Source organism: Bradyrhizobium sediminis, assembly GCF_018736085.1.
In the GTDB taxonomy this organism is placed as follows: domain Bacteria; phylum Pseudomonadota; class Alphaproteobacteria; order Rhizobiales; family Xanthobacteraceae; genus Bradyrhizobium; species Bradyrhizobium sediminis.
This window is the reverse complement of record NZ_CP076134.1, coordinates 2,418,348-2,435,763: the sequence shown is the minus strand read 5'-3', so window position 1 is coordinate 2,435,763 and position 17,416 is coordinate 2,418,348. Positions and strand designations below refer to the sequence as shown.

At 63.2% G+C, this 17,416-nt stretch carries 19 protein-coding genes, 1 tRNA gene and 2 pseudogenes; 8 read left to right on the top strand and 14 right to left on the bottom strand.

What is annotated here, in order from left to right:
* The first annotated feature begins 138 nt into the window (after positions 1-138).
* Positions 139-966 carry a 23S rRNA (guanosine(2251)-2'-O)-methyltransferase RlmB gene (gene rlmB / locus KMZ29_RS11665; RefSeq protein ID WP_215623804.1) on the top strand — a complete coding sequence of 276 codons (828 nt, stop codon included), beginning with the start codon at positions 139-141 and terminating at the stop codon, positions 964-966.
* 66 nt (positions 967-1,032) lie between these two features.
* Here rlmB and KMZ29_RS11660 read toward each other — a convergent pair whose 3' ends face one another.
* From KMZ29_RS11660 to KMZ29_RS11640, 5 genes are all read right to left on the bottom strand, one after another.
* Positions 1,033-1,554, bottom strand: coding sequence for a hypothetical protein (locus KMZ29_RS11660; protein WP_215623803.1), 522 nt, complete (start codon positions 1,552-1,554; stop codon positions 1,033-1,035).
* A gap of 77 nt (positions 1,555-1,631) precedes the next feature.
* Positions 1,632-2,075 carry a hypothetical protein gene (locus KMZ29_RS11655; protein WP_215623802.1) on the bottom strand — a complete coding sequence of 148 codons (444 nt, stop codon included), beginning with the start codon at positions 2,073-2,075 and terminating at the stop codon, positions 1,632-1,634.
* A gap of 269 nt (positions 2,076-2,344) precedes the next feature.
* On the bottom strand, positions 2,345-3,040 hold the full coding sequence (locus KMZ29_RS11650; protein WP_215623801.1) for an urease accessory protein: 696 nt from the start codon (positions 3,038-3,040) through the stop codon (positions 2,345-2,347).
* A 472-nt stretch (positions 3,041-3,512) separates the two neighbouring features.
* On the bottom strand, positions 3,513-4,094 hold the full coding sequence (locus tag KMZ29_RS11645; protein ID WP_215623800.1) for a dienelactone hydrolase family protein: 582 nt from the start codon (positions 4,092-4,094) through the stop codon (positions 3,513-3,515).
* A 92-nt stretch (positions 4,095-4,186) separates the two neighbouring features.
* A complete protein-coding gene (locus KMZ29_RS11640) occupies positions 4,187-4,984 on the bottom strand; it encodes an alpha/beta hydrolase (protein ID WP_215623799.1) in 798 nt (265 codons plus the stop codon).
* Positions 4,985-5,333: 349 nt separating this feature from the next.
* Between KMZ29_RS11640 and KMZ29_RS11635 the strand changes: the two are divergent.
* A pseudogene (locus tag KMZ29_RS11635) lies at positions 5,334-5,687 on the top strand (transposase); the annotation flags it as partial.
* A 73-nt stretch (positions 5,688-5,760) separates the two neighbouring features.
* Here the strand turns inward: KMZ29_RS11635 and KMZ29_RS11630 are convergent.
* Entirely contained in the window at positions 5,761-6,477 is a 717-nt protein-coding gene (locus KMZ29_RS11630) for a dienelactone hydrolase family protein (protein WP_215623798.1), read from the bottom strand.
* 246 nt (positions 6,478-6,723) lie between these two features.
* Between KMZ29_RS11630 and KMZ29_RS11625 the strand changes: the two genes are divergently transcribed.
* Positions 6,724-6,798 (top strand) — tRNA-Thr (locus tag KMZ29_RS11625).
* A 104-nt stretch (positions 6,799-6,902) separates the two neighbouring features.
* On the opposite strand, the pseudogene KMZ29_RS26705 reads toward KMZ29_RS11625, so the two are convergent.
* Positions 6,903-7,329, bottom strand: a pseudogene (locus KMZ29_RS26705) (hypothetical protein).
* A gap of 69 nt (positions 7,330-7,398) precedes the next feature.
* On the opposite strand from KMZ29_RS26705, the gene KMZ29_RS11620 reads away from it, so the two are divergent.
* Positions 7,399-8,316 carry a S1 family peptidase gene (locus tag KMZ29_RS11620; RefSeq protein WP_215623797.1) on the top strand — a complete coding sequence of 306 codons (918 nt, stop codon included), beginning with the start codon at positions 7,399-7,401 and terminating at the stop codon, positions 8,314-8,316.
* Positions 8,317-8,519: 203 nt separating this feature from the next.
* Here KMZ29_RS11620 and KMZ29_RS11615 read toward each other — a convergent pair whose 3' ends face one another.
* The gene (locus KMZ29_RS11615) at positions 8,520-8,705 is read right to left on the bottom strand and encodes a hypothetical protein (RefSeq protein ID WP_215623796.1); all 186 of its coding nucleotides are present in this window, start codon (positions 8,703-8,705) and stop codon (positions 8,520-8,522) included.
* A gap of 228 nt (positions 8,706-8,933) precedes the next feature.
* Here KMZ29_RS11615 and KMZ29_RS11610 point away from each other — a divergent pair, with 228 nt between their 5' ends.
* Entirely contained in the window at positions 8,934-9,293 is a 360-nt protein-coding gene (locus KMZ29_RS11610; RefSeq protein WP_215623795.1) for a Rap1a/Tai family immunity protein, read from the top strand.
* 520 nt (positions 9,294-9,813) lie between these two features.
* Here the strand turns inward: KMZ29_RS11610 and KMZ29_RS11605 are convergent.
* From KMZ29_RS11605 to KMZ29_RS11590, 4 genes are all read right to left on the bottom strand, one after another.
* Entirely contained in the window at positions 9,814-10,053 is a 240-nt protein-coding gene (locus tag KMZ29_RS11605; protein WP_215623794.1) for a DUF6719 family protein, read from the bottom strand.
* A 245-nt stretch (positions 10,054-10,298) separates the two neighbouring features.
* Positions 10,299-11,015, bottom strand: a complete 717-nt coding sequence (locus KMZ29_RS11600) for an outer membrane protein (RefSeq protein WP_215623793.1) — start codon at positions 11,013-11,015, stop codon at positions 10,299-10,301.
* 289 nt (positions 11,016-11,304) lie between these two features.
* On the bottom strand, positions 11,305-11,727 hold the full coding sequence (locus KMZ29_RS11595; RefSeq protein ID WP_215623792.1) for a hypothetical protein: 423 nt from the start codon (positions 11,725-11,727) through the stop codon (positions 11,305-11,307).
* Positions 11,728-11,936: 209 nt separating this feature from the next.
* Positions 11,937-12,164, bottom strand: a complete 228-nt coding sequence (locus KMZ29_RS11590) for a His-rich protein BRANT (RefSeq protein WP_215623791.1) — start codon at positions 12,162-12,164, stop codon at positions 11,937-11,939.
* 266 nt (positions 12,165-12,430) lie between these two features.
* On the opposite strand from KMZ29_RS11590, the gene KMZ29_RS11585 reads away from it, so the two are divergent.
* Both KMZ29_RS11585 and KMZ29_RS11580 read left to right on the top strand, forming a co-directional pair.
* Positions 12,431-12,970 (top strand): tetratricopeptide repeat protein, encoded by a 540-nt coding sequence (locus tag KMZ29_RS11585; protein WP_215623790.1) that lies wholly within the window; start codon positions 12,431-12,433, stop codon positions 12,968-12,970.
* Positions 12,971-13,112: 142 nt separating this feature from the next.
* On the top strand, positions 13,113-14,501 hold the full coding sequence (locus tag KMZ29_RS11580) for a serine hydrolase domain-containing protein (protein ID WP_215623789.1): 1,389 nt from the start codon (positions 13,113-13,115) through the stop codon (positions 14,499-14,501).
* A gap of 14 nt (positions 14,502-14,515) precedes the next feature.
* On the opposite strand, the gene KMZ29_RS11575 is transcribed toward KMZ29_RS11580, so the two are convergent.
* The gene (locus KMZ29_RS11575; protein WP_215623788.1) at positions 14,516-16,075 is read right to left on the bottom strand and encodes a S10 family peptidase; all 1,560 of its coding nucleotides are present in this window, start codon (positions 16,073-16,075) and stop codon (positions 14,516-14,518) included.
* A 169-nt stretch (positions 16,076-16,244) separates the two neighbouring features.
* Complete coding sequence (locus KMZ29_RS26875; protein WP_256442515.1) at positions 16,245-16,376, bottom strand: hypothetical protein; 132 nt, start codon at positions 16,374-16,376, stop codon at positions 16,245-16,247.
* Between the two features lie 377 nt (positions 16,377-16,753).
* Here KMZ29_RS26875 and KMZ29_RS11570 point away from each other — a divergent pair, with 377 nt between their 5' ends.
* Positions 16,754-17,416 carry a hypothetical protein gene (locus KMZ29_RS11570; protein ID WP_215623787.1) on the top strand — a complete coding sequence of 221 codons (663 nt, stop codon included), beginning with the start codon at positions 16,754-16,756 and terminating at the stop codon, positions 17,414-17,416.

Below are 17,416 nucleotides of genomic sequence, written 5' to 3'. Positions count from 1 at the left end.
GGAAAGCCGATGGCGGGCTCCCGGTCGGGCGCGTTTATGACGGAAGGGCGATGGCAAAGTCAACCAAGGCGAGCCCCTATTGCGGGCCGTCAGGGGCCCAAATTGCCATTATTCGGAACCCGTGACACAAGCTGGCCCATGAGCGATCGCGAACGGAAACCGCGCTTCCAGCGCCGGGGCGGAAAAGGACCGGACAAGGGCCACCCATCAGGCCGCCGGCCGGCCTGGCGCGACCGCGAGGCCGATACCGACGGCCCGGTGATCCTGTACGGCTGGCACACGGTGACGGCGGCCTTGGCCAACCCGGAGCGCCGCATCCGCAAGCTGCTGCTCACCGAAAACGCCGCCCGGCGGCTGGCCGACGACAAGATCGACACCAGGGTGCCCCCGGAAATCGTGCGGCCGAGCCTGATCGACGCCCGGCTCGGGCCGGACGCCGTGCATCAGGGCCTGCTGGCGGAGGCCGATCCCCTGGACTCGCCCGACATCGACAGCCTGCCGCAGCAGGGCATCGTGCTGGTGCTCGACCAGATCACCGATCCGCACAATGTCGGCGCCATCATGCGCTCGGCGGCCGCGTTTGCGGTCAAGGCCATCGTCACCACCGCGCGGCACAGCCCGGAAGCGACCGGCGTGCTGGCGAAATCCGCCTCCGGCGCGCTGGAACTGGTGCCGCTGGTGACCGTGCAAAATCTCGCGCGCGCACTGACCGAATTGAACGACCAGGGTTTCATGACCGTGGGCCTCGACAGCCAGGGCAGCGAGGACCTCGGCACCATGGCGTTGCGGCAGCCTTTGGCGCTGGTGCTGGGCGCGGAGGGCAAAGGCCTGCGGCAGCTGACGCGGGAGACCTGCAGCGCGGTGGCACGGCTCGACATGCCCGGCGAAATCAAGAGCCTCAACGTGTCGAACGCCGCGGTGCTGGCGCTCTATATCGGTGCGAGCCGGCTCGGCCTGATGGGCTGAGCACAAAAGTCAACGCCCGCTCGCTTGATGCGAACGGGCGCGGAACTCTTCAAGACGATCTTCGGATCAGTACCGGTGACGCATCATGTGCTGACCATCCATGCGCGGCCCGACCGAATAGCGCGCTGCGCCGTGATGGTAGGCGCCGTAGCGCATGCTGTGGCGCGGAGCGTGGTAACCAAGACGGGCGCCATAGCCATAACGATAGGCCGGACGGACCCCGTAGCGGTAGCCGTAGTGCCGATGCGCGCGATAGCCGTAGTAAGGGCGAGCATACGACACCGAGCCTTCCTCATAGGTGCGCACCGGAGCCCAGTTGCCCGGACCGGTATAGGTCGGACCCTGGTTGACGTAGTAATATTGACGGACCGGATCGGCCAGCCGCTCGGCGGTCCAGCCGCAGCCGGTGTAGCAGCCCGAATAGGCCACGACCGGAGCCACGTAAACCGGAGCCGGCGCGCACGGGGCGGCGTAACCGCACGGCGCGCACGACGTGAACAGTCCGCCTCCGCAAGCCATCGCGGACGCGGAGCCTGCGGTCATCATCACGGCGACTGCCGCTACCATTCCTGAAATCTTCCGACGCATTACTCTCTCCTGTGGATCTGTTTCTTTTGTTGGCCTGGGCTTTGGTCTGAAAACTGCTCTTGGATATCAACTGGATATCAACGCCGATAATGGTGCGGCCCGAGGTCGACTTGCGGCGCAACGATCACCGGCGGCGGGTAGAAGGGGACATCGGACTGCGCAGGCAGCGGCCTCGATTGCGAGGACCAAGACTGATGGTAGCTCTCCGCCGGCTGCGGCAGCTTGCGGTTGGCCGGCGGCTCGATCTCGAGACGCCCGTAGCCCGGCACATGACCGGCGCTCGGATAATAATGGCCGACGCGCGGCACGGGATCGATGGTGCGGCCGCCATAGATGGTGGGCTGAACCTGCTCGTTGCGGCCGAGCCCCCATTCGCCTTCGATGGCGGCGTAGGATGCGTCGAGACCGTTAATGATGATGGGCACGCCGGCGCGGCCGGGAATCACGATATCAAATCCGCCGCCGGCAAATGCCGTGCAGGTCGTTCCGATCAAAATGGCCAGTGCAATCCCTGTGCGCATGGTTTCGGGTTCCAATTTGGGCGCGTATTCCGCAAAAGTGGATACCGGTTTTGCGATCAGAATACGCGCTACTTTAAAGTAGAGCATTTTCTTGCGGCAAACCGGATTCCACTTTGCCGGAAAATGCTCGCGCACAACCTAACCGCACATGAAAAGCCAAGGGTTAAAGCCGCCGGCCTAACTTCCGGTAAGCCTAACGCGCAAGCATTCGCGCTCATTCAATTGCAAACGACCGCGACAGGAAATTGTTAACGCGCACGGAATGCCGCTTACGCGAACACCGTTTCGACGATGGTGGTGACGCCGACCGCGATGGTGACGGCGCCGACCGCGCCCTGCAGGCCGCGATTGGCCCAGGTGAGCCAGCGCGCGGAGACCGCGAGCGGCACTGCAATCGCCGCCGACAGCGCGCCCATCCCGATCATCGAGCCGACTCCGAACAGCGCGACATAACCGAGCCCGGCCGCGGGGCTGGAGGCTTGCGACACCGCGAGCACCAGGAGCGCCGCCGATCCCGCCATGCCGTGCATCAACCCGACCAGCAGCGTGCGCCAGCGAAAGCCGTGCCCATGCGCATGCGGGGCGCGGGCATGCGGCAACGTCTCGCCGGCATGGCTGTGGGCGTGGATATGCACCGTACCGTCGCCGTGACCGTGCTTGTGAAAATGCACGCGGTCGCACCACAGCCGCCACAGCACATGGGCGCCGAGACCGACCAGCATGATTCCGACGGCGGCCTCGATCGGCCGCGCGAATGTTTCGGGGATGGCGCTGCCGAGCAGGATGGCGGCGCCGGCAAAGGCGAACAGCGTCAGCGTATGGCCGAGTCCCCAGGTCAGGCCATGCCGGACGATATCGCCGACATGGCTGCTGCGTGCGGCGATGCTGGACACCGCCGCGATATGGTCGGCTTCCAGCGCATGCTGCATGCCCAGGAGAAAGCCCAAACCCAGAATTCCGAACATGTGTCCCCTGCTCGCCTTACCCCGTCATTGCGAGGAGCCAACGGGTCGCGCGAACGCGCGCCCGATGACAGGCTCCGCGACGAAGCAATCCATGTCGCCACGCGAAGAAAGAATGGATTGCTTCGCGGAGCCTGTCATCGGGCGGCGCTTCGCGCCGACCCGTTGGCTCGCAATGACGGCGGCCCGACATCTGTTATGACATCAGCCCACGCGCTTGTCAGGGCAAAGTTCGAGCCAGACCGACGCGGTTCTCGCTCCCAACCAAAATATCGAAAACAACCCCATGCAAAGTAACACGGGGTCGCCGGCACGGATGCTTTACCCCTCGAAAAGAGCTCGACACGTCGGGCAAATCACTGGCACACTTCCAACATCGCGCAACTTTTTCAGTCTCACAAAACTTCATCCAACAGTCCCCGCATCGACGCCCAGGAGCGGCGGTCGGCCTGCGCGCTGTAGAGCGCGGTACGCATCATCGAGCCGTCGGCGGCCGGATTGGTGAAACCGTGCAGCGTGTCGCCGTAGCTGATGACCTGCCAGTCACCTCGGCCGCGCGCATCTCGTTTTCGAACGCGGCGACCTGGTCCGGCGGCGCCAGCGGATCGTCGGCGCCGGTCAAGACCAGCACGCTGGCCTTCACCTTGCCCGAGACCGCCGGCATCCTGGTGGTGAGCACGCCGTGAAAGCTGACGGCGGCCTTGAGGTCGGCGCCGTCGCGGGCGAGTTCCAGCACCACCGAGCCGCCGAAGCAGAAACCGATCGCCGCGAGCCTGCCCGCATCGACCTGCGGCAGCGTCGCCAGCGCGGCATGGCCGCGCTGGCGCAGCGTTTCCGGCTCGTTGCGGAGGTCGCCGACCAGTTTTGCGATTTCCTGCAGGTTACGCCCCTGCCGGCGATCGCCGTACATGTCGGCGGCGAGCGCCACATAGCCAAGCTCCGCCAGCCGGCGCGCCCGCGTCATCGCGAATTCGCCGAGCCCCGGCCCCTCGTGAAACACCAGCACGCCCGGCCGCCGCGCCGCATCGGTCGCCTCGAAAGCGAGATAGCCGCGCAAATTGACCGCACCGGCGCGGGCGCTTGCGCCGTATCCGGGTTCTTACAGGCGCTGCAGCGCGCCCGGGATGACGCTAGCGGACGGTGTTGGTATCACGCCCCTGCCAAATTGCGGTTCGTGAGCCATCCCAGCATCCGCTCTGCCACCGCTTGCCACCGGGGCTCCAACATCATGTCGTGAGCCATATCGCTGAAAATCTCAGCCTCGGTGTGATAAGCTCGCGCCGTGGCTTCAACTTCGCTGGGGTGAAAAACCGTATCCTGTGCGCCACCCAAGACGAGCAAAGGCGTGGCAACCTTCCTTGGATTGGGCAGGGCGAGGGCGAGCATATCCATAAACCCACGATAGGACTCTTCCTGGAGGTTCCGCCAATATCGCAGCACCTCTTCATCGGCCATCCTTTCCGAGAAGAAAGCCTCGCGGGCCAGTTGCGGCGTGGCAACGAGCGGAAACAGGCTCAAAGTAAGGTTCATCTTTGCGAGGATAAGCGGATGCCGCCTTGCTATTCTGAGTGTTGTTGCCAAAACTCCGCGCGGGGGAACGGAAGCCAGCAAAATGCCTGCTGGAGAGGGATGCTTTTCCAGATACTTCTGGACGACGAACCCGCCCATTGAATGACCGATCAAAACCGGAGGGTTTGGCAGCTGCTGTGCGGCTGCCTCGACGTCTTGGACGTAGCTGGCAATGCTTGTCCATCGAAGCCTTTCGCGCCCCTCGCTCTTGCCGTGCCCGCGCAAACTGACGGCGTGGGCCGCAAATCCCTGCTGGACGAAATAGTCGAGAAAATGAACATCCCAGCACCACGCGCCGTGCCAGGCACCGTGAACGAAGAGGAGCGGTGTTGAATGCGCGCCGCCAGACGGATACTTGGATATAATTTCGAGTCTCATGGTTTCTCCCCCTGGTCGCGTCCCACGGCGTGGTGTAACAGCGGTGGCATGGTCCAGGCTCACTGCTGCCCGGATTCCAGGCAGCCGCGATAGCTGGCGTGCCGGCGTTTGCATCATCGCTCAATCCGGCCATGGTTTCCAAGCTCACGTAGCGGCGTGTCGCTAGCGCGTCAACTTGTCCGGTAGTCGTCCGTGAACAAGGCTCTAAGCGATTGAGCGGGAGTCTGTTTTTCGGATGCGGCATTTGAGATTGCAGGGATTGGGAGCTTGAGAACCCCAAACCTTGCAATTTCGTTTGTGGATTCCCTTTTGCTGCGGACCATGATTCTGTGGTGCATCGGAGGGGACGATGCGGCCGAAGAAGCACAAGACGACGGGATCGAACGATCTGTTCCGGGCGCGGCTGGACCAGATCATCAACCTGAAGCACGAGCTGGTTCTGCTGGCCGGCAAGATCGATTGGGACTGGATCGACGGCGAGATCGCGCCGCTTTACAGCGAGAACGGCCGGCCGGGGATCGAGACCCGCTTCATGATCGGGCTGTTGTTGCTCAAGCAGATTTACGGGCTGTCCGATGAAGGGGTGTGCGAGCGCTGGGTCCATGACCCGTATTTCCAGTTCTTCACCGGCGAAGAGTTTTTCCAGCACGCCTTCCGGCACGAGCGCTCGGACCTGAGCCATTGGCGCAAGCGGCTCGGCGACACCTCGAAAAGAGCTCGACACGTCGGGCAAATCACTGGCACACTTCCAACATCGTCGCGCAACTTTTTCAGTCTCACAAAACTTCATCCAACAGCCCCCGCATCGACGCCCATGAGCGGCGGTCGGCCGGCGCGCTGTAGAGCGCGGTGCGCATCATCGAGCCGTCGGCGGCCGGATTGGTGAAACCGTGCAGCGTGTCGCCGTAGCTGATGACCTGCCAGTCCCGCACTTCGGCCGCGCGCATCTCGTTTTCGAAGGCAGCGACCTGATCGGGCGGCGCCAGCGGATCATCGGCGCCGGTCAGCACCAGCACACTCGCCTTCACCTTTCCGGAGACCGCCGGCATCCTGGTGGTGAGCACGCCGTGAAAGCTGACGGCGGCCTTGAGGTCGGCGCCGTCGCGGGCGAGTTCCAGCACCACCGAGCCGCCGAAGCAGAAACCGATCGCCGCGAGCCTGCCCGCATCGACCTGCGGCAGCGCCGCCAGCGTCGCCAGCGCGGCATGGCCGCGCCCGCGCAGCGTTTCCGGCTCGTTGCGGAGGTCGCCGACCAGTTTTGCGATTTCCTGCAGGTTACGCCCCTGCCGGCGATCGCCGTACATGTCGGCGGCGAGCGCCACATAGCCAAGCTCCGCCAGCCGGCGCGCCCGCGTCATCGCGAATTCGCCGAGCCCCGGCCCCTCGTGAAACACCAGCACGCCCGGCCGCCGCGCCGCATCGGTCTCCTCGAAGGCGAGATAGCCGCGCAAATTGACCGCGCCGGCGCGGTAATCGATGTCCTGCGTTTGCATCGGCGCTCACTCAACTCCTCAAAACGGAGAACCCGGAATTTCACATCGGTTTGATGCCGGCACAACCCGGATTCGGAACCAGCCACGGGCGAGGATGGCCGCCAGTATGACTGCCCGCAGGGGCCCACCCGACGAAGGGGGCGGCGCGAGGTTCTGGCCCTTTGCGGGCAAGTCTGGTATTCGACCGGCCGAACGGTCAGCGAAATAAGGTGAGGATTTTCGTCCCCCGCCGATCGCATCCAATTCGCCGGTTTAGCTCAGCGGTAGAGCAGCGGTTTTGTAAACCGAAGGTCGGGAGTTCAATCCTCTCAACCGGCACCAGCAAAACTCCTTGTTATCAATGGAGAAGTCGGGCAGCCCTGAAATAGGAAGCCCCACCAATTTTGTTCCGGGTAGCGGCTCGGGTAGCGAGACGGCGAACTTCTTCACCGCTCCTCGTCTGGATGCACCCACTTGTAAGGCGTGATCTCCTGCGTCGCCGTCAGCTTGATCATGTGGACCGGCGGCGCGTAGCGGCCCTTCCGGCATGACCGACATTTAAAGGATGCTTCGAGCTTCCATACCGGCGTGTCGCGCGGCCGGTGGATGGCCGTTCAGTGGCAGGCTTGCGCGCGTCTTGCAGCGGTTACATTCGACCTCGAGCCAGCCAAGTCCGCCGTTGAGACATTGGCCAATCGTCGGGGATGGTTGCGCCGGTCCACCGTAGCCCTCCATGCGGACGGACCACTCATGAGCCTCCGCCCGATCGGCCTCACGGACGGCCTTCTGGGCCTCTTCCCGAGCGTGCCGCGCTTGTTGCTCGGCTCCTCTGATCTGGGGCCCCCAAATCGCCGTTCGTGACTTGGTGCCCATGCCGAGATATTACAGCGGACCTTGCGAGTGCTGGCAATATCGCTAGGGATTGGTGCCGGAAACGGTTGAATGGCCCTACTGGTCGGTCAATGTCCGTTCTCTCGAAGCGAGGCTGAAATGACCGAAGCCGGATTAGTCAGCGAGGTGTCGCTCCCGCCCCCGTTGGGGCCGTCCCGGTTGTTACAACATTCCACGATCCGGATTGAATGTCGCAAAGCTGACGGTTCGACGTCTTCAGGAACAGGATTTCATTTTGATTTTCATGCTCCTATTGAAATTGGAGATATCCCGGTCGTCATCACAAATCGTCACGTCGTTGACGGTGCCATTCAGATAACGTTCACCTTGACGCTCGCGGATGAAAATAAACAGCCGACCGACCGCCACATGCCAATCAACGTGAGCGAGCCAAGCTGGGTCAACCACCCCGATCCAAATGTTGACCTTGTGGCCATTCCCCTCGCGCCCCTACTGCGGCAATTGGAACAGGCAAAGATTTTCCCGTTTTGGGCGACGATACACTCGGACAACATTCCTTCCGTTGAACAGCTTTCGACGCTGACGCCGTTGGAAGATGTTTTGATGATCGGATACCCCAACGGGATTTGGGACGACGTCAACAATTTGCCAATTTTTCGACGGGGCGTCACGGCCACCGCGTGCAATCGAAATTACCGCGGCAGGCCAGAATTCTTGGTGGACGCGGCCGTGTTTCCTGGGTCGAGCGGCTCACCAGTTTTCATTTTCAACGAAGGTAGTTACGCTGTGCCCGGAGGGTTGGTGATGGGCACCCGACTTTGGATGATTGGCATTGTCTATGCCGTTCACCTTCATAAGGCTCAAGGCGAAATCATAACAATCACCATCCCGACGCAGACGAGGTCGGTGGCCTTGTCAGGCATCCCAAACCATCTTGGAATCTGTATTCAGGCTGCACGGATTTTAGAGTTCGAGCCCGTTCTTCATAAACTTGCCGGGGTGAAATAGGAACGAATTGGCGGAATCCGGCTTGAATCTCGGCTCTGTTGTGGAGTTGCGTCGTGTCCTGGTCCAAACGTTTTGCCGAGCCCAAAACCGTTAGCGCGAATGCTGGCCAACGAAAGAGTGGCCGCGGTTCAACTTTCGCATCCTGGATTATCAGGCTTCGAACCATGGGCCGGGATAGACCATTCAATGAGACCCGCCGCCCGTCAGGAGTGACCGGCAAGCCGCCACAGCTGAACCATCTGAAGGACACCGATCGCGCCGATCCCGGCCAGGACGGACAGACCGGCGAACCAGACCCATTGCCGACGCTCGTTATACGCAAGGAACGTAGCGCAGCCCGCGCAGAAAATGGAAGGCAGGCTTGCGCTCAAGAGAACCAGGGCCAGCATTTTTTCGTCTCCCGTGAATGATGCTGAAGCCTAGGGTGCAGGCATCGGGAGACCTGTGCGGCCCGTCACGCTGGACGGGATTCCGATATTTTCTCCAGCACCGGCAGCAGGTGCTGCAAGAACTCCGCCGGTGAGGCCGCATTGCTGCCCTCGAAGTTGGCTTTTATCGTCAGAACAGCCTGCAAGAGACGAGATCGCGTGTCTGGTGAGACCCTTTGGGGGGAGAGCATGGTTCGATTTCTTAGGGTTGCCGCGGCGACCAGCCTGGCCTTGTTGGCCGTCGATTCCGAGGCTGTGGCTTTCAACGACAGGGCAACAGACCTCTTGCCGGGTTGTCGAGGCGTCGTGGTCGCCTCGACCAAGGTCCCTTCCGCAACGGAGGCTTTAACAGAGGGCACGTGTTTTGGCATTGTGGTGGGGATCACCTTTGCGGACAATCGCATTTGTACGCCGTCTCCAAGTTCGACGTACGAGCAAGCCATTCGCGTGGTGATTGATTATGTCGACAAACGTCCGGCAAGGCTGAACGAAGACTTTACGGTACTGGCGCAGGAAGCCCTTCGCGCCGCGTGGCCGTGTAAGCGTTAGGTTCCGAAACCGGATCGTCTACACGGCAACATTGAGCGTCTCGACCGTCCCGGCCTCCCCATACGATTTCGGCAAGCCGCCGGCCGCGGCGCCGTTACCATTTGTCTCGCATGATCAGGGGATTGGCCGCCGCGTCAACCGGCTACAACCAGGCGTAGACCAGCACCAGGTTGGCCGCGCAGGCCGCCAGCAGCGCGACTGACAGCGTGACATGCACGTGTTCGCAGGAGGTTTGCAGGGTCATTCTCATGGCCCGCAAAACATCCGGCGATTCTACCCGAGGAGTCTCGCGGGATATTTTTCGGACGATTCAGGACTCGTTTACGACTCAGGGACTCCCGGCCCCGGCGGCCCCAGATCCGGCGAACCGGCCTGTCAGGTTGCTCCTAACGGGCTCCTCACCCGGGCATGACCCGCCGGCCCTCGCGGGGCTGGATCTGCAGTTGAGGACGCGACGGGGCTACCGGGCGTGCCAAGCGAACCCGGAATCGCGAAGGCGAGACCGTTTTTGAGACCGACGCTACGGCGTCGCCACCGCCAACGAAGCCTGATCGCCGGCCCGTGCCACGCAAACCTTCTTGCGGTGCAGGCCCCGGATCGCTCCGGTCACCTTCAGCACCTTGCCTGCCGTACAGGAGGCGTCCTGCACGTAGGCGATTTCATAGGGTGCAAGGATCAGGGGTTCGGATTTCAGGACAGTCTGGGCGGAGCACGGCACCGCAAATGCCAACAAAACCAGCCCTAACGCAAAAACACGCATGTTCGTTGTCCACCAACCGGCAAAACCATAATAGCGCATTGCGGGCGCAAGTTCCGGCGCCGGCAAAAATTATTTTTCGGCTGGCGGCGCAAGCGCCCGCCTGCATGGCGGCGGGTTGTAAATGAGATTTGTAAATAAAAAGGCCGGCCCCAGGCCGGCCTCCTGCCGTTTCGTTGCAGTGCCCGCCAGTACCCGGCTGGGTAGCTGGCTCAGTACTTCGATCAGTACTTCGATCAGTACTTGGCTCAGTACTTGGCGACGACCGGGCCACCCCAGCCGAAGCGGTAGTTCAGGCCGACCTTGACTGAGTGCTCGTCGTTGCGGAAGCGGGCGCCGACGACGTCGGGCGGGCCGGCCGTCACGGTGGTGTTGCCGAAGTTGTAATACTGGTACTCGGCCTTGGCCGACCAGTTCGGCGCGAACATGTATTCGAGGCCGGTGCCCACGGTGTAGCCGTCCTTGCGGTTGCCGTCGGTGGTAAAGGCCGCCGGGGCGCCGGCGACGGTCACCCCGATATTGTTGCTGTCGCGCCAGGCGTAGCCGCCCTTGGCGTAGAGCAGCGCCGGACCCCAGGTGTAGCCGACCCGGCCGGTGACCGAACCGAGCTGGTTGTTGTTGCTGCCGGTCACGAGCGTGCCGCCCGGGAACAGCACGCCATTGTTATTGTCGCCGTTGAGCCAGCTGTACTGGGCTTCGGCGCCGATCACCCAGTTCTGCGCGAACTGGTAGTCGAAGCCGGCCTGCACGCCGCCGAGGAAGCGCGCGTCGCTGCTCTGCAGGCTGTTGTCGCCCGCGAACGCGCCGCCGAGATGGCCGCCGATGTAGAAGCCGGTCCAGTTGTAGACCACCGCGGGGGCGGTGTAGGCGGGAGCCTTGGAATAGGTGCGCGCAGGGATGTCAGCCGCGGCCGCGGGGGCGGCAAACGCGATCAGGGCGGCTGCGCCGAGCAGAAGTTTCTTCATGATTGGTTCCCCGTTATGTCGCCGTCGACATCAAACAAACAACGTGGCCTCAATTAGGTTGCTTCGCGGCCATGCCGGAGCTGTGATGGTTCGTAACCGTGACGGCAGCAAACTTTGGTTGCAGCCAGATCCCAGTTTTCTGCCCATAACAGCTCACCTCGCAGCTATGGGCTGCGTCTCCCGAAGTCAGGGTCAGGTTCAAGCCTCGCTGAAATGTGATCGGATGGGCCCTGCCCGAAGCCGGGGCAAAATGACCGGGAGACGGGCCCGCGGCGGCAGCGCCGGGCCGCTACCGCGTCAGCTTTTCCAGTTCCGGAAACGGCGCATAGGTCGCGCCGGCGCAAATTTCGCCTGCGTTCTCGACCAGGCGGTCGAGCCGGCCATCGACATAAAGCACGGCGCGTGCGCGCCCCTCGCGATAGCCGCCGTCGCTATCCCGCGCCGCAAAGCGCAGGCAGCTGACATAGCGCAGCCGCCCGCCGACGGTCCGCTGCACCGGCTCGGCCATCACGGCGTCCCGCACCCCGACAGGGTTGTTCAGGTAGGTTCGCATGAACGCCAGTATCTCGGCGCGATAGCTGGCGGGATACGGCTGGTTGGCGACGCCGCGATCATCCGTATAGGTGATGCTCCTGCCGTCGTCGCTGCTCACGCAGGCGGCGAGCGCGATCGGCAACAGCAGGATCGCGGCACGCTTGGCTGATATCCCCAAATGCAACCCGTGGTTTAAGGCTCTGACGACCGGAAGCGTTCTAGCCCTTCCCCGCGCCAAATGGAATTCGCATCCCGGTTGGCGGCCGGCGCGCGGCTTGCCGGGAAACGTGCCGGCCCGCCCGCCACTGGGGAAGCAATGGCGTGCGGGCCGGGCCTGATCTCCGCGGGACGCGGCGGGGCAATGCGGATCGAACCGCGCCCTGCGGATCAGTACCAGTGATGCCGGTGGAAGCGATAGTGATGGTGGAAATGCCTGTGGTGATGACGGAAATGCCGGTGGTGATGGCGGCCCATCCAGGCGTTGGCATCCAGCATGCCCGGATTCACATACACGCTGTCGGGGACATGGCCGGTCCGGTCCGGGCCGTGGGCCATCGCGGGCGCCACTGCAAGCACGGAAGCCGCAAGCAGCGCGGCGGAAATGGTCTTCAGCATGGTCGTGTCCTCCGGGGGATCACGAGGGTGCCGGTCGGATGGCCGGGCTCGTCGATCATGCCCGTGAACCTAATCGCCGCGCGCTGAACCCATCCTGAAGCGCAAACGCGGACTTCGTTCATCTGCATGACATGTTCGTCATGTCCGGCTCGCGGCCGGCGGCCGATCACATTGGGGCGATGAGCCGGGAATGTTCCGGCGCAGGAGGTGTTCAAATCAGCGGGCAGCGGTGTAGGATTTGCCCTATTGGAAATCGGGAGAGATGCATGAGCAGATTTGCGATCAGGTTATTGACGCTGGCGATATTTGCGATGGCGCTGGCCACGGCGCCCGTAATCACCAAGGTATACGCCGCGCCCGACGAGTCGCCACCTCCGTCGTCGGAGAAGAAGAAGAAAAAGACCAGCGAAGTCAAACCCGGCATCGAGGACACCGCCTTCGCCAAGGGTTATCGCGCCGCCTACGCCACGATCTATGACCGCAACGACTATGCTGCCGCGATTCCGCAGCTGAAGGCGCTCGGTCACGACGACACAGCCGCCGTCGCCAACCTGATCGGCTATTCCTATCGCAAGCTCGGCGACTACAAGGTGTCGCAGATCTGGTACGAGCGCGCGCTGAAGGCCGACCCGAACCACGTCAAGACCTGGCAGTATTACGGGCTGTGGCAGGTCGAACAGGGCAACCGCGATTCCGCGCAATATCACCTGAACCGGATCGCTGCTCTCAGCGGCACTGCTAGCGAGGAATATCGCTCGCTGGCCGCAGCACTGGAAAAGCCGCCGGGCACCGGCCTCGTCTACTGAATTCGGTCACACGAGTTCAACCGGCGTAACCTTAAAGGGTTGCGCCGGTTTTGTTTTGTCCGGTAGCATCCAACATTCTTGCTGAATATTCGACACATCCCCGATTGCAATAATCATCCGACATTTTTTGGAGATCGCGCACGTGGAACCATGGCTGCAACCCGCGATCAGCTATATTCGTAGTTGGATCGAATTTCAGGTACGTGCGTCACAGCAGCCCGGCTGCATCGTCGCTATCGCGCATCGGGGCAAGGTTGTCGCCGAATTCGCATTCGGGCATGCCAACCTCGCCACCGGCGAAAAGCTCACGCCACGCCACCGGTTTCGGATCGCGTCGCATTCCAAGAGTTTCACCGCGGCCGGAATCATGAAGCTCCGGGAGCAGCGCAAATTGCGGCTGGACGATCCCGTCGGGCAATACATCACGGGCTTGCACCGCCAGGTCGCGGAAACCACCATCGCGCAAATTCTCTCCCATAGCGCGGGCCTGGTGCGCGACGGCATGGCCGGCGGCCAGTTTTCCGATAGCCGGCCGTTCCTGAGCACCGAGGAATTGATCGCCGACCTGACGTCGCCTCCCCTGATCGAGCCGAACACCCGCTTCAAATATTCCAACCACGGGTTCGGATTGATCGGCCTTGTGATCGAAGCGATCACCGGACAGCCGTATCGGGTCTGGATCGAACGCGAGATCGTCGCCGCCGCCGGCTTGCGCGAAACGCAATCCGACATGCCGCTCGTCAAAGCCACGCCATTCGCGCGCGGCCACAGCCCCCGGCTTCCGCTGGGCCGCCGCCTGGTCATTCCCGGCGAGAACAGGCTCAATGCGATCACGCCGGCCGGCGGTTTCGTCAGCACGGCGGCGGACTTGGCCCGCTTCTTCGCGCAACTGGCCCCGAACGCAAAGCGAAGTGTGGTCTCCGCCGCCAGCCGCCGCGAAATGACGCGCCGGCACTGGCGCAACCCGCATTCGAGCATCGAGAGTTACTACGGCCTCGGAATCATGAGCGGCAATCTGGGCGGCTGGGACTGCTTCGGTCACAGCGGCGGGCTTCAGGGCTACATCTCACGGACCTGCGTCGTCCCCTCACGCGAGGTCAGCATCAGCATCCTGACCAACGCCACCGATGGCTGGGCCGGATTTTGGCTGGAGGGCGCCATGCACATCATGCGCGCCTTCGCGGCCCACGGCGCGCCGAAGCGACGGGTTCGCGACTGGACCGGTCGCTGGTGGAGCGCATGGGGTGCGGTCGATCTCGTTCCCATGGGAAGCGTCGTCATTGTCGGTAACCCGCACGGCTTCAATCCGTTCCTGGATTCGACGGAAATCGAGGTGACGGGCCGTGACACCGGCCGGATTTCAGTGGCCGCCGGCTATGCAAGCCATGGCGAAGCCGTGCGCCGCACGCGCAGCAAGGCCGGCAAGGTTACCGAAGTCTGGTTCGCCGGTGGCAAAGTGAGGCCGGAGAAGGCCGTGGCGACGGAGATGGAGCGCCGATACAGCCCGCGCAAAAGCCGTCCGACCCGCTGATGCCGCCAACCACCTCACTTCATCAGCGCCTCGACCTCGGTTCGAAACGCCTGGCGCGAGGCATCGCGTGAATAGAACATGTGCCCGCCCGGATAGACCACGAGCTTGACGCGCTCGGGCGAGGCGTAGGCCGGCAACTGGTCGAGCAGGATCTTCGAGCCGAAATACGGCGTCGCCAGATCGAACAGCCCGTGCGCCACCAACAGCCTCAGTTTGGGATCGAGCGCGAGAACCTGCCGCAACTGGGAAATCGATTCCGGCGGATGGATGCCGCGGCCGAAATCCCAGGCCCTCTCCACCCCGCCGTTGAGCAACTGGTAGGAGCCGACCGGCCGCCAGTTGAGCTTGCGCGTGGTGAGGTCGACCACCGCGCTGGTCAGCGGCGCCGCCAGCGGGTCGCCCGAGGGATCGCCGAAACGAGGGTAGCTCGAATCCGGATAGGGATCGAAGCCCGTGACCGAGGCGTCGTAGCGGCCGGTCACCCTGCCATTGCGGCGGTCGAATTCGCGGCGAAACTCGGCGACGCCGAAGCGCCCGGCGAGCCGGCGGCTCACTGAAGGATCGATTCCCGTCAGCGCGGCCACCTTGTCCGCGAGTCGCGTCGTCGCCTCGGTATCGGCCGATCCCCTGATGAGATCGCTCAGGAATTCGCCTTGCGCATAGCGCTCGACATCGGCGAGGTCGGCGCGGGTCACCGCGCCCTTGACCGCGCCCTCGGCCTCCCGCGCCACCGCCGCCATCGAGGGAAGGCTCCAGACATATTGCAGCAGGCTGGAACCGGAGAACTCGCGGAAGTCGAACAGCGGCGAGACCAGGATCAGCCCTCTCACCCCGACGCCCTGGTCGACCTGCAGATTGCGGACGATCTTCGGCCCGCGTATCCCGCCATAGCTTTCGCCGGCGACGAATTTCGGCGACAGCAGGCGGTCGGATTTCTCCAGCCAGCGGCGGATGGTCAGTGCGATCGAGTTGACGTCGCCGTCGACCGAATAGAAGCGCTTGCGCACCTCCTCGCCGCTGGCGACGAAGCGGCTGTAACCGGTGCCGACCGGATCGATGAAGACGATATCGGTGAAGTCGAGCCAGGTCTCGGCGTTGGGCAAGAGATCCGGGGATGCGGACGACGTCATCGCGTCGGCGTTGATGGCGAGCCGCCACGGACCGGCAGCGCCGAGCTGCAGCCACGCCGAGGCCGCGCCCGGCCCGCCATTGAAAAGGAAGGTCACCGGCCGGGTACGCGCGTCGGCGCCATTGAGCTGGTAGGCGGTGTAGGCGATGTCGGCTTGCGGCTCGCCCTTGTCGTCGAACAGGGGAATCGAGCCGGCGGTGGCGGTGAAGTCGAGCGTGCGTCCGGGGAGAGCGAGCGTGTGCCTGGTCGTCGAATCCTGCGGCAGACGATGTTGCTCGGCGGCCGGCGGGGTAGAAGCCCCCGCTGCACCCGCCTTTTGTCCGGACGGCGTCGCCACCGGTTGCGGCTGATGCGCGTCCTCGGCGCGCACGCCGGTCATCGCCGCGAGAGCGAGGAGCACAAGCACGACCAGCGCATGGCGCGGCGCGGCCCGGCGAATGGCCATGTCGGTTTTTCTCCCTGCTTGCGCCGCCCCGTCGATCAAACAGGGCTGGCGCTTCCGGCAGCGGTTCCTGGCTGCAGCCCCGATATTTTTCGCAACAAACAGGGATCGATGACAATCACGATTCCGCTAGATCATGATCCAACTGGGCCTCGAAGCGTTCGGCGACGAATCACTGCTGCAGTTGGCGCTCGTACCGGAGCTGCGCCTGCAACGTGGATATCCAGAACACCGAAATCGAGTGCGCGATGACGCGGTCGATCGCCGAGAGCGCAGGTTTGACCGCGGTAAAGATGTTGCTCATCGCCGTCCCCTATCCCTGACGACCATGGCTTGCGGATGATTGGAGACCAGGCCGGACCGGTCGATGTCACCGTGACGCAGGTCACCGAGCCGGCCGCTGGAATGCTCGATTTGGGCGCGTTCCTGTCGTAAACTCGGGCCTTCACCGCGGCGCCGCCGGCAAAACCACGTTTGGTGCCGGTTTCTTGAATGCGCCATTGCGTGATATTGGTCACATTCGCCTCAGGGCGGATCAAGCTAGCTGCGCGATATGTCGTTCGACTTTGATCATCAGCGGAAGCGAATTGATGAAGGCCGGCGAGTTTCGATATCTGGCTTTAGGGAGCTGGCTCGATTCCTTGTTGAGCCTGGCTTCGACTCTTTGGATGAGGTTTTAGGATGAAAAAAGCGATTGTTATTCTCATCGGTGTCATGGGGTTTGCGGGAGCCGCGGCAGCCCAGGCGCCGGTTGCAGTCGTGGAAGAGGTTCAGGGCAACGTCACCGGCGCCGAGTTCATGGACTACGTTGCGCAGGGGAAGGTCATCAAGCTCGGGCAAGGCGGTTCCGTCGTGCTCGGCTACATGAAATCCTGCCGCCGCGAAACCATCGCCGGAACAGGCACCGTCATCGTCGGCCAGGATGAGAGCATGGTTCACCTCGCCGATGTCAACGGCACAAAGACGGAATGCGACCCGGCCCAGGCGCACGCGACGGCCCGGGAAACCAGCGGCGTGGCCGCGACTGTCGTCCGCAGCCTGGCAAAAGATGCCTCGGCAAGCCCACAGCTGACGCTTTACGGCACCGCACCCCTTGTCGAAGCCAGGGGGCGCGGCACGCTTGTGTTCGATCGGCTTGACCAGAAGGGCGAGCGCCTGCAGTTCGAGCTCACCGGAAACCAGCTGAAGGGCAAGTTCTACGATCTTGCCGGCACCAGCAAATCGCTCACTCCCGGCGGGACCTATGCGGCGACATTCGCATCTCGCAGGGTCGTGTTCCGGGTCGACCCCCAGGCCAAGCCCGGTCCGACGCCGATCGTCGGCCGCCTGCTGCGCATGGAATAG